Origin of the sequence: Streptomyces sp. NPDC051243 (genome assembly GCF_044455405.1) — a bacterium.
Taxonomy (GTDB): Bacteria; Actinomycetota; Actinomycetes; order Streptomycetales; family Streptomycetaceae; genus Streptomyces.
Map to the genome: position 1 here is coordinate 186,666 of NZ_JBITES010000006.1, position 15,815 is coordinate 202,480.

11 protein-coding genes are annotated in these 15,815 nt (G+C 70.1%); 3 read left to right on the forward strand and 8 right to left on the reverse strand.

Annotated features, from left to right (window positions below; genetic code table 11):
* Position 1 precedes the first annotated feature (1 nt).
* The 7 genes from ACIBAG_RS17110 to ACIBAG_RS17140 all read right to left on the reverse strand — a co-directional run bounded on the left by ACIBAG_RS17110 (position 2) and on the right by ACIBAG_RS17140 (position 8,999).
* Positions 2 to 1,786: a branched-chain amino acid ABC transporter permease gene (locus tag ACIBAG_RS17110; protein ID WP_399105745.1), complete on the reverse strand. Its 1,785-nt coding sequence runs from the start codon at positions 1,784 to 1,786 to the stop codon at positions 2 to 4.
* Between the two features lie 4 nt (positions 1,787 to 1,790).
* Positions 1,791 to 2,720, reverse strand: a complete 930-nt coding sequence (locus tag ACIBAG_RS17115) for a branched-chain amino acid ABC transporter permease (RefSeq protein WP_399105747.1) — start codon at positions 2,718 to 2,720, stop codon at positions 1,791 to 1,793.
* Between the two features lie 150 nt (positions 2,721 to 2,870).
* Entirely contained in the window at positions 2,871 to 4,100 is a 1,230-nt protein-coding gene (locus ACIBAG_RS17120) for an ABC transporter substrate-binding protein (protein WP_399105749.1), read from the reverse strand.
* Positions 4,101 to 4,327: 227 nt separating this feature from the next.
* On the reverse strand, positions 4,328 to 4,999 hold the full coding sequence (locus ACIBAG_RS17125) for a hypothetical protein (RefSeq protein WP_399105751.1): 672 nt from the start codon (positions 4,997 to 4,999) through the stop codon (positions 4,328 to 4,330).
* A gap of 155 nt (positions 5,000 to 5,154) precedes the next feature.
* Positions 5,155 to 6,027, reverse strand: a complete 873-nt coding sequence (locus tag ACIBAG_RS17130; protein WP_399105753.1) for a trypsin-like serine protease — start codon at positions 6,025 to 6,027, stop codon at positions 5,155 to 5,157.
* A gap of 150 nt (positions 6,028 to 6,177) precedes the next feature.
* On the reverse strand, positions 6,178 to 6,666 hold the full coding sequence (locus ACIBAG_RS17135) for a hotdog fold thioesterase (protein WP_399105755.1): 489 nt from the start codon (positions 6,664 to 6,666) through the stop codon (positions 6,178 to 6,180).
* Positions 6,667 to 6,719: 53 nt separating this feature from the next.
* Positions 6,720 to 8,999 carry an FdhF/YdeP family oxidoreductase gene (locus ACIBAG_RS17140; protein ID WP_399105757.1) on the reverse strand — a complete coding sequence of 760 codons (2,280 nt, stop codon included), beginning with the start codon at positions 8,997 to 8,999 and terminating at the stop codon, positions 6,720 to 6,722.
* Between the two features lie 212 nt (positions 9,000 to 9,211).
* Here ACIBAG_RS17140 and polA point away from each other — a divergent pair, with 212 nt between their 5' ends.
* On the forward strand, positions 9,212 to 11,938 hold the full coding sequence (polA, locus tag ACIBAG_RS17145) for a DNA polymerase I (RefSeq protein ID WP_399105759.1): 2,727 nt from the start codon (positions 9,212 to 9,214) through the stop codon (positions 11,936 to 11,938).
* 555 nt (positions 11,939 to 12,493) lie between these two features.
* Here the strand turns inward: polA and ACIBAG_RS17150 are convergent.
* Positions 12,494 to 13,384 (reverse strand): DUF4184 family protein, encoded by an 891-nt coding sequence (locus ACIBAG_RS17150; RefSeq protein WP_399105761.1) that lies wholly within the window; start codon positions 13,382 to 13,384, stop codon positions 12,494 to 12,496.
* A 324-nt stretch (positions 13,385 to 13,708) separates the two neighbouring features.
* Between ACIBAG_RS17150 and ACIBAG_RS17155 the strand changes: the two genes are divergently transcribed.
* Positions 13,709 to 15,454 (forward strand): lytic transglycosylase domain-containing protein, encoded by a 1,746-nt coding sequence (locus ACIBAG_RS17155; RefSeq protein ID WP_399105763.1) that lies wholly within the window; start codon positions 13,709 to 13,711, stop codon positions 15,452 to 15,454.
* A 207-nt stretch (positions 15,455 to 15,661) separates the two neighbouring features.
* Positions 15,662 to 15,796: an SPW_0924 family protein gene (locus ACIBAG_RS17160; RefSeq protein WP_383416684.1), complete on the forward strand. Its 135-nt coding sequence runs from the start codon at positions 15,662 to 15,664 to the stop codon at positions 15,794 to 15,796.
* Positions 15,797 to 15,815 lie beyond the last annotated feature (19 nt).

A 15,815-nucleotide genomic window follows, 5' to 3' on the forward strand; every position in this document is an offset into this window, starting at 1 on the left:
GTCACGCACCCGCCTTCGTGGTGACGGCCGGTTCGTCGGTCAGCGTCGTGGTGTCTGGTACGTCGGTCTGGCCGGTCTCGTGGAATTCGAGCTGGCGGCGGCGGTTGGCGATGACGCCTTCGGGGCGGAAGCGCATCAGGAGGATGAGCGCGATGCCGAAGGCGAGCAGGGACTTCTCCTGGAGGAAGACGAGCTTCTCGGGGAGGAGGTAGAGCAGGGCGGCGCCGAGGAGTGGTCCGGCGACGGTGCCCATGCCGCCGAGGACGACCGCGGCCAGGAGGAACGCGGAGTTGGGGGGCGCGGCGCCGGCGAACTGGTAGGGGTTGGGTACGACGCTGTAGGTGACGTGGGCGAACACGGTGCCGGCGAGGCCGGCGAGGGTGGCGCCGAGGGCGAAGGCGATGAGCTTGACGCGGAAGCCGTTGATGCCCATGGCCGTCGCTGCTGTCTCGTCTTCGCGGATGGCGATCCAGGAGCGGCCGATGCGGGAGTCGGCTGCGCGGGTGTAGACGAGGACGATGATGGCCATGATGACGACCATCAGCAGGTAGTAGTTGGCGAAGCGGCCGAGGGTGATCCCGCCGATGTCGTTGGATTCCCCGAGGTTGAGGCCGAAGAGGTTGATGTCGGGGATGGACGGGATGCCGTTGGGGCCGTTGGTGATGTCCGGGCCGGAGTCGCCGTCCATGTTGTTGACGGCGATGCGGAAGATCTCACCGAAGCCGAGGGTGACGATGGCGAGGTAGTCGCCGCGCAGTCGCAGGGTGGGTGCGCCGATGAGGACGCCGAAGACGAGGCTGGCGGCGGCGCCGGTGAGGGCGGAGGCCCAGAAGGGGAACTGGACGCCGGAGAACCGGGAGAACTCGGAGCCGGAGACCAGGGCCGCGGTGTAGGCGCCGACGCCGAGGAAGGCGACGTAGCCGAGGTCGAGGAGGCCGGCGAGGCCGACGACGATGTTGAGACCCAGGGCGACCGTGGCGAAGATCAGGATGTTGACGCCGATGTTCGTGTAGTGGTCGTTGGTCTGGGTGAAGGGGAACGCGATCGCGGCGAGGAAGCCCATGAGGAGGGTGAAGCCGTGGTGGTGGGCGACGAGCCGGGAGAGCCGGTCGAGGAGTCCCGCGGTGTGCAGGGCCCACATGGAGAAGGCGACCACGAGGAGGTAGCCGATGAAGAGTTCGCCGTACTCGGTGTCGATGCCGTAGGTGAAGACGCCCAGTCCGAGGGCGGTCACGACGGTGATGACGAGTCGCTCGGCCCAGGGGGCGAGGGGCTGGGGTGCGGGGATCTTCTCGGCCTTGGTGATGTACGCCTTGAGGTTCTCCTTGGTGTCGTCGCCGAGCTGCTCCGGGAGGGAGAGTGCGCCGAGGACGGGCAGGAGGGAGGCGATGGCCGCGATGTAGCCGCCGGGTTCGAGGTTGACGAGGCCGCCGAGTTCGACGCTGATCGCGATGACGGCGTACCAGGTGACGGTGAAGCCGGCGAGGGCGCTCAGGAAGAGCGGTGCGTTGTTCTTGGCGGGCAGGAGCCAGCCGAGGCCCTTGATGCCGTAGGTGGCGAGGGCGAACAGTGCGGTGAGGACGCCGGCGGTGAAGGTGAGCCACTGCAGGCCGCCGGGGTAGCCGTTGATGGTGAGGTCGCCGGGGAACTCGCTGGTCCAGGTCCAGGCGAGGAAGGCGGAGGCGGCGGTGGCGATGCCGCCGGTCAGGATGAGGGCGCGGGCGGCTGCGAGGGGCAGCGGCAGGAGGCCGCGGGCGGCCGGGGCGGTCTTGGCTATCTCGGTCATGTGATCACGCCCTGTCCGCGACGCGCTCGCCGAGCAGACCCTGTGGCCTGACGAGGAGGACGAGGATGAGGAGGCAGAAGGCCCACACGTTGGCCCAGCTCTGGCCGCCGAGCTGCTGCATGCCGGGGATGCCGTCGATGTAGGCGGAGGCGAGGGTTTCGGCGATGCCGAGGACGATGCCGCCGAGCATGGCGCCGTAGATGTTGCCGATGCCGCCGAGGACGGCCGCGGTGAAGGCCTTGAGGCCCATCAGGAAGCCCATGCGGTAGTCGATGTTGCCGTACTTGAGGCCGTAGGCGACTGCTGCGACGGCGGCGAAGAAGCCGCCGATGGCGAAGGCGATGACGATGATGCGGTTGGTGTCGATGCCCATGAGCTGGGCGGTGTCCGGGTCCTGTGCGGTGGCCTGCATGGCGCGGCCGGTGCGGCTCTTGCGGACGAAGAACGCGAGGGCGGCCATGCAGAGGACGGCGGCGACGATGAGGAAGATGTCGGCGTCCTTGATGGTGACGGAGCCGATCTCGTGGGTGGTGTCGAGGCCGGGGAAGGCGATGGCGCGGTCGGCGCCGGGGTAGAAGTTGCGGACGACTTCCTGGAGGGCCAGGGAGAGGCCGATCGCGGTGATGAGGGGTGCCAGTCGTGGTGCTCCGCGCAGGGGTCTGTAGGCGAACCGTTCCGCTCCTACGGCGATGAGGATGGCGACGAGGCCACCGCCGATCAGCATCAGGGGAACGGCGATCGCCATCGATGTGCCGTCGGGCAGGATGTAGAAGTAGACCGTGAAGGCGCCGAAGGCCCCGGTCATGAAGATCTCGCCGTGCGCGAAGTTGATGAGCTGGACGATGCCGTACACCATCGTGTAGCCGATGGCGATCAGCCCGTACATCGAGCCTAGGAGCAGCCCGTTGGCCAGCTGCTGCGGCAGGGTGTTCACCGCATGGCCTCCATTAGGAAGGGGGTTGAGTGCACTCGGGTGCAGGGTCTGTGCACTGGACGTGTGCAGGGTCTGGGTGTGGAAACGGGCCGCGCGGTTGGGGTCCTCCTTCCGCGCGGCCCGTGTGTGGCGGTGCTTTGGGGGCCTGGGTCAGTTCAGGTCGGCGGTGCCGGTCTTCACGGCCTTCCACTCGCCCTTGACGACCTGGTAGACGGTCAGCTGCTTGTTGGTGGTGTCGCCGTACTCGTCGAAGGAGACCTTGCCGCTGAGGCCCTGGAAGTCGGACTTCTGGACCTCGTCGACGACCTTGGAGCGCAGGTCGGTCATGTCGGTGGGCACCTTGCCGTCGTTGGCGTCGACAACGGCCTTCACGGCGTTGATGATCGCGGTCGCGGCGTCGTAGGAGTAGGCACCGTAGGCGCCGTAGTCACCCTTGTAGCCCTTGGCCTTGTAGGTCTCGATGAACTGCTTGGCGGCGGGCAGGGTGTCGGCGGGGACACCGATGGCGGTGGCGAGGTCGCCCTCGGTGGCGGCGCCGCCGGCCTCGATGTAGGTGGAGGCGAACATGCCGTCGCCACCGAACAGCGGGATCTTGACGCCGCCGTCCTTCATCTGCTTGCTGAGCAGCGCGGACTCGTCGTACTGACCGCCGTAGTAGAGCAGGTCGGCCTTCGAGTTCTTGATCTTGGTGACGAGGGAACCGAAGTCCTTGTCGCCGGTGTTGACGTGGTCGGTCTCGACGACCTTGCCGCCGAGCTTCTTGAACTGCTCGGCGAAGATCTTCGCCAGGCCCGCGCCGTAGGTCTGCTTGTCGTCGACGACGAAGACGGACTTCTTCTTGAGGCCGTTGAAGGCGTAGTCCGCGGCGAAGCTGCCCTGCAGCTCGTCGGTGGTCGCGGTACGGAAGTAGGTCTTGAACGGCCGCTTCTTGTCCGTCTGCCAGTTCTTGCCCTGGGTGAGCTCAGGGTTGGTGTTCGACGGGGAGATCTGGACCATGTTGGCCGAGGCGAACACCTGCTGCATCGACTGGGCGACGCCGGAGTTCAGCGGGCCGACCGCGCCGACGGCGGTCTTGTCACCGGTGATCGACGTGGCGTTCGACTGGCCGGTGGCCGGCTGTGCCTTGTCGTCGAAGGCCTTCAGCTTGAAGGTGACGCCGGGGACCAGCTTGTTCTTGTTGGCGTCGTCGACGGCGATCTGGGCGCCGTACTGGATGCCGAGGCCGGTGGTGGAGTTCTCACCGGAGAGGGGGGCGTCCACGCCGATGGTCAGGGTGGTGGTGTCCCCGCCCGCGCTGTCGCCGCCGCCGTTGTCGTCTCGGGAGCCACAGGCGGTGAGGGTCAGAGCTCCGGTCGCGAGGACGGAGGTAAGTATCACCAAGGAACGTCGCACAATCAGTCCTTTCCGCGGTCACGTCCGCCTTGGTGGGGACGGTGAGGTGCCGCGCTGGTACCGAACTCCCGTTGGAGCGGTGACTGGGCGTGACTCTAAGCCCGGTATGCGGACAGTGGCATCGCCACGAGCTCGCTTGTGACGTTCTTGTTATGACGGCGTGGAGGGCGGACAAGGGCCCTGGGGGCCGTGGGCCGGTTCGGCGGAATTTCCACTCAGTCCACATTCTGAGAATTCGCACTTCCGCTTGGCTGTGGGCCCGGCGTGTCGGCGGCTTGGTCGCAGGCTCCGTGCAGGAGCACCGAGAGGTCCCGGGAAAACGTGCCGCCGAAGATGAAGCTGTGGTGTTGTATTGCGCGCGTGTTACGCAGCGTTACGTCAAGGAAGGGGAGATCCGCATTCAGCGGGAGTTCCGAACAGTCGGATACGGATATCCGTACGGTGATCCTTCGCGTCGTCGACGCGGCCACGGTGAAGGCGGGCTCGGGCATGGCGTGGGCGGTGAGTCCGGGGAAGGCGGTGCCGGAGATCGTCAGGGTGACGGGCGGGCCGTGGTCGACGGTCACGGCGAAGTGGAAACGGCCGCTGGTGGCACCGGAGTTGTGGGGTGCGGCGAACCCGAGATAGCGCCAGGTGGTGACGTTGGCGGGCCATGGGGCGGAGGTGGGGGGCTCGGATTCGCCGGAGACCTGGGGGATGAGGGTGAATCCGGCGGCGACCGCGCCGGCGACGGCGGTCGCGACGGCGGTGGTGCGGGTACGGGTGGACAGGCCCGCCCAGAAGTCGCCGAGCCGGTCGGTGAGGCGTGGCGCGTCGGTGCCGATGGTGTCGTGACTCTGGCTGGTTTCCGGCGAGTTGACGGGTTCGACGGGCCCGATGCCGGTCATGGCAGCACCCTCATGGGGAAACGGTAGGCGAGGCGTCGGGGGTGGGGAAGCGGGCCGGGCGGGGCCCGCCGCCGGTGGTTCGTGCACCGTGCGGCGGCGGGCCGTTGGGGGGTGCCGCGGGCCGAGGGTTTCGGAGCGGTCCTGTCGTTCCGGAGCTACGGCAGTTGCACGAAGGGCGCCAGGAAGGCGCGGGCGCCGGGGGTGTCCAGGCGGTACGTCACGTTCGTCGCGTAGCAGGGGCCGTCGCCCGTGATGGTGGTGGCCGCGAGGACGTTCCTGCCGTTGACGACCGCGAAGTTGGGGCCGCCGGAGTCGCCGTAGCAGGCGCCGCCGTTGCCCTGCGGTTCGGTCATGGCGAGGCGTACCCAGCTGGCGTTGAGGGCGTCGAAGGTGACCGGCGCCTTCATGCGGACGCCGCCGCCGGGGTGGGTGTGTCCGCCGGGGCCGCGCTGGGCCTCCTGGGTGCCGTATCCGGCGACGAACCAGTCGGTGGAGTTCAGTCCCTGGGGGCCGAGCGCGCCGAGCTGGCCTGCCGTGGGCAGGGTGGCCGGGGTGAAGGTCCAGCGGGCCTTGACCTTCGCGGCCGGCAGTTCGATCACCGAGATGTCGTGGGTGTCGGACGCGGGGCCGGGGTAGTCGGGGTGGTTGTGGGCGGTGCCCTGGACGGCGACGGCGTTCGCCTGTGCGGCCGGGTCGCCGGGGTACTTCCTGGCGGCGGCGTCGAGGCCGGCTTGCACGTCCTGGTCGAGGGACACGTGGAACTTCACGTTGTCGGGCCAGTCGGTGGTGCAGTGCGCGGCGGTCAGGAACGTGTCCGCGTCGATCATGGTTCCGGAGCAGACCCAGTCGACCCGGTCGGGGGTGGTGGGGTCGCCGTCGTTGTCCCAGGTGGCGACGAGGGCGCCGACCTCGGTGCGTTCGGGGGCGGGCGTCGCGTTGTAGGAGTTGACGGCCGAGGACGGCAGGGCGGTGGCGAGCACGGTCGCACAGGCCGCCGCGGTGACGGCGGTGGCGCGTATGGCTGACAAAAGAACGGGCCCTTCTGCAGGTGAGCGTGGGTGTTCTCCTGTGGGGGTGGGGCAAGTGAAGCGACTGGCGGCGGCCGCCACAAGGGCGCGGCCGCCGCTCCAGGGTTTTCCCTATGTGTGGGCTGTGGGCGAAGGGTGTGCTGCGGGCGGTCAGCTCGCCGCGCGGATGTGGTCGCCGTCGCCCGGCTTGACGTCGCGCAGCAGGCAGGTCAGCCGGGCGGTGCACACCCGCCGGTCCTGTTCGTCGCTGATCACGATCTCGTACGTCGCCGTGGAGCGGCCCCGGTGGACCGGTGTGGCGACGCCGGTCACCAGTCCGGAGCGCACGCCCCGGTGGTGGGTGCAGTTGAGGTCGACGCCGACGGCGATCTTGGAGCTGCCGGCGTGCAGCATCGAGCCCACCGACCCGAGGGTCTCGGCGAGCACCGCGGACGCGCCGCCGTGCAGCAGCCCGTACGGCTGGGTGTTGCCCTCGACGGGCATGGTGCCGACGACGCGCTCGGCGGACGCTTCCACTATCTGCACGCCCATGCGGGTGCCGAGGTGTCCGGCGGAGAACAGGGCGGGCAGGTCGACGCCGAGTGCGGCGTACTCGTCGATGACCTCTTGCGGGAACGTCACGTGCTGCTGCTCGCCCATGGGTCCGGCTCCGTTCGTGGTGCTCAGTCGGTGAGGGTCGACTGAGCAAACGCTCAGTCGGTGGCCGATTGTTCCAGACGTACGACGACGGACTTGCTGGCCGGGGTGTTGCTGGTGTCGGCGGTGGCGTCCAGCGGGACGAGGACGTTGGTCTCCGGGTAGTAGGCGGCCGCGCAGCCCCGGGCCGTCGGGTAGTGCACGACCCGGAAGCCGGGCGCCCGCCGCTCGGTGCCGTCCTTCCACTCGCTCACGAGGTCGACGTAGGAGCCGTCGGCGATGTTCAGCCGCTGGGCGTCCTCCGGGTTGATCATGACGACGCGGCGGCCGTTCCTGATCCCCCGGTAGCGGTCGTCGAGGCCGTAGATCGTGGTGTTGTACTGGTCGTGCGACCGCAGGGTCTGCAGCAGCAGCCGTCCCTCGGGCACCTTCGGGTACTCGACCGGAGCGGCGGTGAAGTTGGCCTTGCCCGTCGCCGTCGGGAAGCGGCGCTCGTCGCGCGGGGCGTGCGGGAGGGTGAAGCCGCCGGGGCGGGCCACGCGCGCGTTGAAGTCCTCGAAGCCGGGGACCACGCGGGCGATGCGGTCCCTGATCGTCGCGTAGTCCTTCTCGAACTCCTCCCAGGGCGTGCGGCTGTCCTCGCCCAGCACGCGGCGTGCCAGGCGGCAGACGATCGCCGGCTCCGACAGCAGCTGCCCGCTCGCGGGCTCCAGGCGGCCCCGGGAGGCGTGCACCATGCCCATGGAGTCCTCGACCGTCACGAACTGCTCGCCGCTGCCCTGGAGGTCGCGCTCGGTGCGGCCGAGCGTCGGCAGGATCAGCGCGCGGGCACCGGTGACGGCATGGCTGCGGTTGAGCTTCGTCGACACGTGCACGGTGAGCCGGGCGCGCCGCATCGCCGCCTCGGTGACGTCGGTGTCCGGGGTGGCGGCCACGAAGTTGCCGCCCATCGCGAAGAAGACCTTCGCCTCGCCGTCGCGCAGTGCGCGGATGGCCCGTACGACGTCGTAGCCGTGCTCACGCGGGGGCGCGAAGCCGAACTCCTTCTCCAGGGCGTCCAGGAACGCCGGGGCGGGCCGCTCGAAGATGCCCATCGTGCGGTCGCCCTGCACGTTCGAGTGACCGCGCACCGGGCACACGCCCGCGCCCGGGCGGCCGATGTTGCCGCGCAACAGAAGGAAGTTGACGACCTCGCGAATGGTCGGCACGGAGTGCTTGTGCTGGGTGAGGCCCATGGCCCAGCAGACGATGGTGCGCCGCGAGGCCAGGATCATCGCCATGGCCTTCTCGATGTCCGCGCGCGTGAGACCGGTCGCCGTCAGCGTCTCGTCCCAGTCGGCGGCGCGGGCAGCCGCGGCGAACTCCTCGTAGCCATGGGTGTGTTCGCGCACGAACTCCTCGTCGACGGCGCCTTCCGTCTGAAGGATCAGCTTGTTGAGGAGGCGGAAGAGGGCCTGGTCGCCGCCGATGCGGATCTGCAGGAAAAGGTCGGTGAGGGAGGCGCCCTTGAGCATGCCCTGCGGGGTCTGCGGGTTCTTGAACCGCTCCAGGCCGGCCTCGGGCAGCGGGTTCACGCTGATGATCTTCGCGCCGTTGGCCTTGGCCTTCTCCAGGGCGGGGAGCATGCGCGGATGGTTCGTCCCCGGGTTCTGCCCGGCGACGATGATCAGGTCGGCCTTGTACAGGTCCTCGAGCAGGACGCTGCCCTTGCCGATGCCGATGGTCTCGGTCAGCGCCGACCCGGACGACTCGTGGCACATGTTGGAGCAGTCCGGCAGGTTGTTGGTGCCGAGCTCGCGCGCGAAGAGCTGGTAGAGGAACGCGGCCTCGTTGCTGGTGCGGCCGGAGGTGTAGAAGACGGCCTCGTCGGGGGAGCCGAGGGCGGTGATCTCCTCGGCGACGATGTCGAAGGCGCGCTCCCAGCTGACCGGCTCGTAGTGGGTACCGCCTTCGGCGAGGAACATGGGGTGGGTGAGCCGCCCCTGCTGCCCCAGCCAGTAACCGCTCCGGGTCGCGAGGTCGGCGACGGAGTGCGCGGCGAAGAACTCAGGGGTGACCCGGCGCAGGGTCGCCTCCTCGGCCACCGCCTTCGCGCCGTTCTCACAGAACTCCGCCTTGTGCCGGTGGTCCGGCTCCGGCCAGGCGCACCCGGGACAGTCGAAGCCGTCCTTCTGATTGACCCGCAGCAGCGTCAGCGCGGTGCGCTTCACACCCATCTGCTGCTGCGCGATACGCAGCGTGTGTCCGATGGCCGGCAGCCCCGCAGCCGCGTGCTTCGGCTCGGCGACCTGCGGCGCGTCCTGAACCGGATCACCCTTGGGCGGCTTGGTGGCCATCGCGCACTCCCCTTCGTGTACACGTGTGAGGTACGTCTCCGATCCTCGCACGTGGGACGGACAACGGGCCGACCACCTCCTTCTCCGACCGCTCCCTCCTCCTTTCCTCCGCGAAGTCGATCAACGACACAGGCGGAGCCCCGCGGCCGGGCCCGGCGGCCGCGGCCCCCGACGGGGACCGAGTGTCAGTGGGGCGTGGCAGGATCGGGGGCGTGGCAGAGACAGCATCGAAGCAGACCGAGACCAACCCCGGCGGCAGCCGGCCCCGCCTGATGCTCATGGACGGGCACTCGCTGGCCTACCGTGCGTTCTTCGCGCTGCCCGCGGAGAACTTCACGACCGCGACGGGCCAGCCGACGAACGCGATCTACGGCTTCGCGTCGATGCTGGCCAACACGCTGCGCGACGAGGCGCCCACGCACTTCGCCGTGGCCTTCGACGTGTCCCGCAAGACCTGGCGCTCGCAGGAGTTCACCGAGTACAAGGCGAACCGCTCCAAGACCCCGGACGAGTTCAAGGGCCAGGTCGAGCTGATCGGCGAGCTCCTCGACGCGATGCACGTCTCGCGGTTCGCCATCGACGGCTTCGAGGCCGACGACGTGATCGCCACGCTCGCCACCCAGGCCGAGGCCGACGGCTTCGAGGTGCTGATCGTCACCGGTGACCGCGACTCCTTCCAGCTGGTCAGCGAGCACACCACGGTGCTGTATCCGACGAAGGGCGTCTCGGAGCTGACCCGCTTCACTCCCCAGAAGGTCTTCGAGAAGTACGGCCTGACGCCCGCCCAATACCCCGACTTCGCGGCCCTGCGCGGCGACCCGTCCGACAACCTCCCGGGCATCCCCGGCGTCGGCGAGAAGACGGCGGCGAAGTGGATCAACCAGTTCGGCTCGTTCGCGGAGCTCGTCGAGCGCGTCGAGGAGGTCAAGGGCAAGGCGGGGCAGAACCTCCGTGACCACCTGGAGGCCGTCAAGCTCAACCGCCGGCTGACCGAGCTGGAGCGCAGCGTAGAGCTGCCCAAGACCGTCACCGACCTCGCGCGCGAGCCGTACGACCGCAAGGCCGTCGCGATGATCCTGGACACCCTGGAGATCAGGAACCCGTCCCTGCGCGAGCGGCTCTTCGGCGTCGACCCCGGAGCCGAGGAGGCCGAGACCACCCCGATCTCGACCGACGGGGTGGAGCTGGACGGCTCCGTCCTCGGCACCGGCGAGCTGGCCCCCTGGCTGGCCGAGCACGGTGGTGAGCTCCTCGGCGTGGCCACCGTCGACACCTGGGCGCTCGGCACCGGCTCGGTCGCCGAGGTCGCGCTCGCCGCGGCAGACGGCGCGGCCGGCTGGTTCGACCCGTCGCAGCTGGACGAGGCCGACGAGAAGGCGTTCGCGGCCTGGCTGTCCGACGCCGGCAAGCCGAAGGTCTTCCACAACGCCAAGGGCGCGATGCGGGTCTTCGCCGAGCACGGCTGGAGCATCGAGGGCGTCCGCATGGACACCGCGCTCGCCGCCTACCTGGTCAAGCCGGGCCGCCGCTCCTTCGACCTGGACGCGCTGTCCCTGGAGTACCTGCACCGCGAGCTGGCCCCGGCCGCCGCGGCCGACGGCCAGCTGGCCTTCGGCGCGGACGACGGCGCCGAGGCCGAGGCGCTGATGATCCAGGCCCGCGCGGTCCTCGATCTGGGCGAGGCCTTCGAGAGCCGCCTCGAGGACGTCGGCGCCGCGGACCTGCTCCGCGACATGGAACTGCCGACCTCCGCCCTGCTGGCCCGCATGGAGCGGCACGGCATCGCGGCCGACCGGCTACACCTGGAGGCCATGGAGCAGATGTTCGCGGGCGCCGTGCAGCAGGCCGTGAAGGAGGCGCACGCGGCGGCCGGGCACGAGTTCAACCTGGGCTCGCCCAAGCAGCTCCAGGAGGTCCTCTTCGGCGAACTCGCCCTGCCCAAGACGAAGAAGACGAAGACGGGCTACACGACGGACGCCGACGCCCTGGCCTGGCTCGCCACCCAGACCGACAACGAACTGCCGGTCATCATGCTCCGCCACCGCGAGCAGGCGAAGCTGCGCGTCACCGTCGAGGGCCTGATCAAGACCATCGCGACGGACGGCCGCATCCACACCACCTTCAACCAGACGGTCGCGGCGACCGGCCGCCTCTCCTCGACCGACCCGAACCTGCAGAACATCCCCGTCCGCACGGACGAGGGCCGGGCGATCCGCCGCGGCTTCGTGGTCGGCGAGGGCTTCGAGTCCCTGATGACCGCGGACTACAGCCAGATCGAACTGCGGGTGATGGCCCACCTCTCCGAGGACGAGGGCCTGATCGAGGCGTTCACCTCCGGCGAGGACCTGCACACCACGGCCGCCTCGCAGGTGTTCGCCGTGGAACCCGCCGCGGTGGACGCGGAGATGCGCCGCAAGATCAAGGCGATGTCGTACGGCCTCGCCTACGGCCTGTCGGCCTTCGGCCTCTCCCAGCAGCTGAACATCGACGCGGGCGAGGCCCGCGCCCTGATGGACGCCTACTTCGAGCGCTTCGGCGGCGTACGGGACTACCTGCGCCGCGCGGTCGACGAGGCCCGGGCCACGGGCTACACGGCGACCCTCTTCGGCCGCCGCCGCTACCTCCCCGACCTCAACAGCGACAACCGCCAGCGCCGCGAGGCGGCCGAGCGCATGGCCCTCAACGCCCCCATCCAGGGCACGGCGGCGGACATCGTCAAGATCGCCATGCTCAAGGTCGACCAGGCGCTGCGGGAGGCGAACCTCACCTCGCGCATGCTCCTCCAGGTCCACGACGAAATCGTCCTGGAGATCGCCCCCGGCGAACGCGAGGCAGCGGAGGAACTGGTCCGCCGGGAAATGTCCAACGCCGTCCACCTCAGGGTCCCCCTGGGCGTCTCGGTCGGTTCGGGCCCCGACTGGGAGTCGGCAGCGCACTAGCCTCCGGCGGAAGGCCGACGTCTGGATGCCGGGCCGGTTTGGCCGGCCGGCCCGGCATCCTGGCGGAGACCTTTGGGCGGGCGGTACTGCAACGCCCTAAAAGGGGCGCGGGGAACCGCGCGACCAGCCACAACGCACCCGCAGCCCCGAAACAACCGCAACCCGGCAGACGCTGAGGACCCGGCCCACCCCCGGAGGGCCCGTCACTCGCTCGGCCCCCGCAAAAGCGCCCCCGCCGCCCGCTGCCCGTAAGGATGGCGGGCATGGGTATACGCACGCTCCACCCCGGGACGGCCCCGGCACAGGCGAACGTGAGCACCGAAGACGCCCTCTTGGCAGCGCCGCCCTCGGTCCCGCCCTTCGCCGAAGGCGCAAGCATCGCCCGCACCCCCGCCGACCCGATGAGCACCCTGCGGCACACGGCGGCGGCCCTCCGGCACCGCGCACAAGGCTGGGCCGAGCTCGCCCGCAGTTACCTGGCCCTGGCCCGCACCCTGCTCCCACGGCCGCGCCCCGTCCGCACGGTCACGGTGTTCGTCGCGACCGCCGGCCCCCTCACCGAGCCGCAGGCCGGCTCGGCTCCCGACCGGCCTCGCCCGCATCCGAATCCGCGGCCGCATCCGAATCCGCACTCGAACCACCGCGGCCCAGGACCGGACGCCACACCCTGACGCCCACGGCGTACAGCAGCAGCCCCAGCACCAGCCCCGCGCCCGCCCCGAAGCACAGCGTCGGAATCAGCTCCCAGTACTCGGCGGTCGACCCCCAGTACTCCCACCAGCGCACCGCCCTCAGCGCCGCCGCCACCAGGGCCGGCCCGCCGATCACCGCACCGGCCAGCCACCGGTCCCGTACCGAGAGGACCGGTACCCCGACCGGCACGGCCGCGGGAGTCCGCCGTAGCGCCACGACCACGAACGCGGCGATGACGACCGCGGCGACCGCCGAACCGCCGTACTGCAGATACCAGTACAGCGGCGACCCCGCGATCTCCTCGCCCAGGACCGGAAACAGGCGCATCCCCCAGCGGTCGAGATGGGTGAACGCGTCCCACACGACATGCGTCAGCGATCCGAGCGCGGCCGAGACGTACCACCACACCGCGAGCGAAGGACGTACGCGCGCGCGTGGCGCGCCGCAGCGCAGCAGCGTGGCCGGCCGGGCCTGGCGCCGTACCGGCAGCAGCGCCACCAGCGGCTCGCGCAGCACGAGCCACAGGCCCACCAGCGCCCAGGCGACCACCACATCGACGGTGAACACGCCCGCGAACGAGTGCGTGACATCGCCGAACTCCATCGCCTCGGGCAGGACACTCGCCGCGTAATAGGTCATGTCGGGAGAGAAGGAACCCGCCACCAGGACGGCCGGTACCAGTGCGCCGCGGCCGGTTCCGTCGGTGCGTACGGCCGGCAGTAGGGCCGCCGCATGGCTGAGCGTGAACGGCAACGGTGCTCCTTGTGCGCGGTGTTGAGGGGGCGTTCGGCCCCGGGTGGTCGGCGAAGCCAGTATGCGCGACGTCCGATGGACGGACCGCACATGGCCAACTGGTAAAAATCGGGCAGCAACGGGTGCCCGCGCAAAGGAAGTTGTCGTAGGGTCGCCTGGGTCACCGTGCCGGGGGAACGCGGCCGAACAGAAGAAGAGCGACGGAAGGCGCGCCGCGAGGGCAACTGTCGCGGCGAGTCGATCGTCACTACAGGGGCGAGCACGACACGGCGAGCCCGACAGACAGAGGCGGGCGCTCGGGCGTCCACGGGAGGGGTCCATTTCATGGCGGCGCAATTCGGCAGGCTCCGCAAGGGCGCGGTGAACACCACGGTGGCCGCGGTCGTGGTCGCGGCACTGGCCGCCTCCCAGGCTCCAGGAGTGACGACCGACGACGCCGGCAGAAGGGTCACCACCGGAACCCAGCCCTCCGCGGACACGCCCGCCGAGGAGAGCGCGACCGGCAACTCGCCGTACTACACAGACCTGCCGCCGCTCAACAGCCCCAGCCCCTCGCCGTCCACCACCACTCCCGTCACCCCGGGCGCCGGCGAGGCGGGCATCCCCGCGACCGTCCTGGACGCCTACAAGAAGGCCGAGGCCGCCCTCCGGGAGGCCAAGCCCGGCTGCAACCTGCCGTGGCAACTCCTCGCCGCCATCGGCAAGGTCGAGTCCGGCCAGGCCCGCGGGGGCCGCGTCGACGCGAACGGCAACACGCTCTCCCCGATCCTCGGCCCGCAGCTCAACGGCAACGGCTTCGCCAACATCAGCGACACCGACGGCGGCGCCTACGACGGCGACAGTTCGTACGACCGTGCCGTCGGACCCATGCAGTTCATCCCTTCCACCTGGGCGTGGGCCGGCCGCGACGGCAACGGCGACGGGGAGAAGAACCCCAACAACATCTACGACGCCGCGCTGGCCGCCGCCCACTACCTGTGCCGCTACGGCTGGGACCTGTCCACCCAGGACGACCTCGACCGCGCGATCCTCAGCTACAACAACTCGCGGGACTACCTCAACCTCGTCCTGTCGTGGCTGGAGTACTACCGCAAGGGCACCCACGAGATTCCCGACGGCACCGGCAGCCTGCCTTCCGGCCGCAGCGACGACAATGCCGGAGCCAGTCCCTCGCCGTCCCCCACGCCGCCCAGGACGCCGACCGCACCCAGCAGCCCGGCCAAGCCCGGCGGCAACGGCGGCGGCTCCTCGAGCCCCAAGCCGACTCCGCCTCCGAGCACCACCCCGCCCAGCACCACCCCGCCCACCCCCACCGACATGGTGGACCACCTGGAGGACGCCGACACCGCCAAGCTCACCGCGATGGCGGGCGACACGTTCACCGAGAAGATCAGTACGCGCGCGGAGACCGAGGCCGGCAAGGGCGTCCCGAAGGTCCGGGTCCGCTTCACCATCATCGGCGCCACCGACGCCACCTTCAGCACCGGCGAGAAGTACGCCACGACCCTCACCAACACGGCCGGAGAGGCCGTCGCGCCCGCGCTGAAGGCGGGCGAGAACACGGGCGAGTTCGTCGTCCGCGCCACCGTCGTCGGCCGCACGATCGCCGGCCTCGACTACACGGCCACGGTCACCGAGCGCGCCGCCGACACCCTGACCCGCACCAGCGACACCGCGCTGACCTGCACCCCGGGCGGCGAGTTCGCCGACCAGGTCGAGGTGAGGGCGACTTACAAGGGCGCCGTCGCGGACAAGGTCGCGGCCACCGCCACCCTCATCAAGTCGGCGGACGACCCCACCGAGAACGACAAGGGCCCCTACTTCAAGGACGCCGACGGCAAGACCGTACGCACCCTGACCGGCCTGACGACGGACGCCAACGGCCTGCTCAAGCTCCCGAAGCTGTACGCCGACGACACCACCGGCACGTTCCTGCTCCGCATCAACACCGCGGGCGGCGCGACGCTGACCGTCGAGCTGAAGGTGGCGGCGGCCGAGACGTCGCCCAGCCCCAGCCCGTCCGAGTCGGCATCCGGCTCGACGTCGCCATCGCCGAGCCCGACCCCGTAACCGCCGCGTACCCACTGCGGGATCCTCACCGAGGATGCCTCCGAAGGGCGTCCTTCCGCTACGGCGGACAGGGCGCCCTTCGTCCGTTCGCGGAACTCGTTCGCTGTGCAACGTGTTCTCATCTCGCCCGCCCGTTGCTACGGTGCCGAACCTGACGACGTATCAGATGTGTCGGATGTATCCGCTCCGGTGCTCCGGGAGGCCCGTATGCGCGCCCTGATCGCCGCCGCGACCGGTCTCGCCGCCGCGCTGGCCCTGGTGTTCACCCTCACCGCGCTCGGCAGCCCGGCCGGCGAGACATCGCCCAAGCCGCTGCTCACGACGGTGCCCGCACACCCGTAACCGCGTCCGCCCGTCCGGG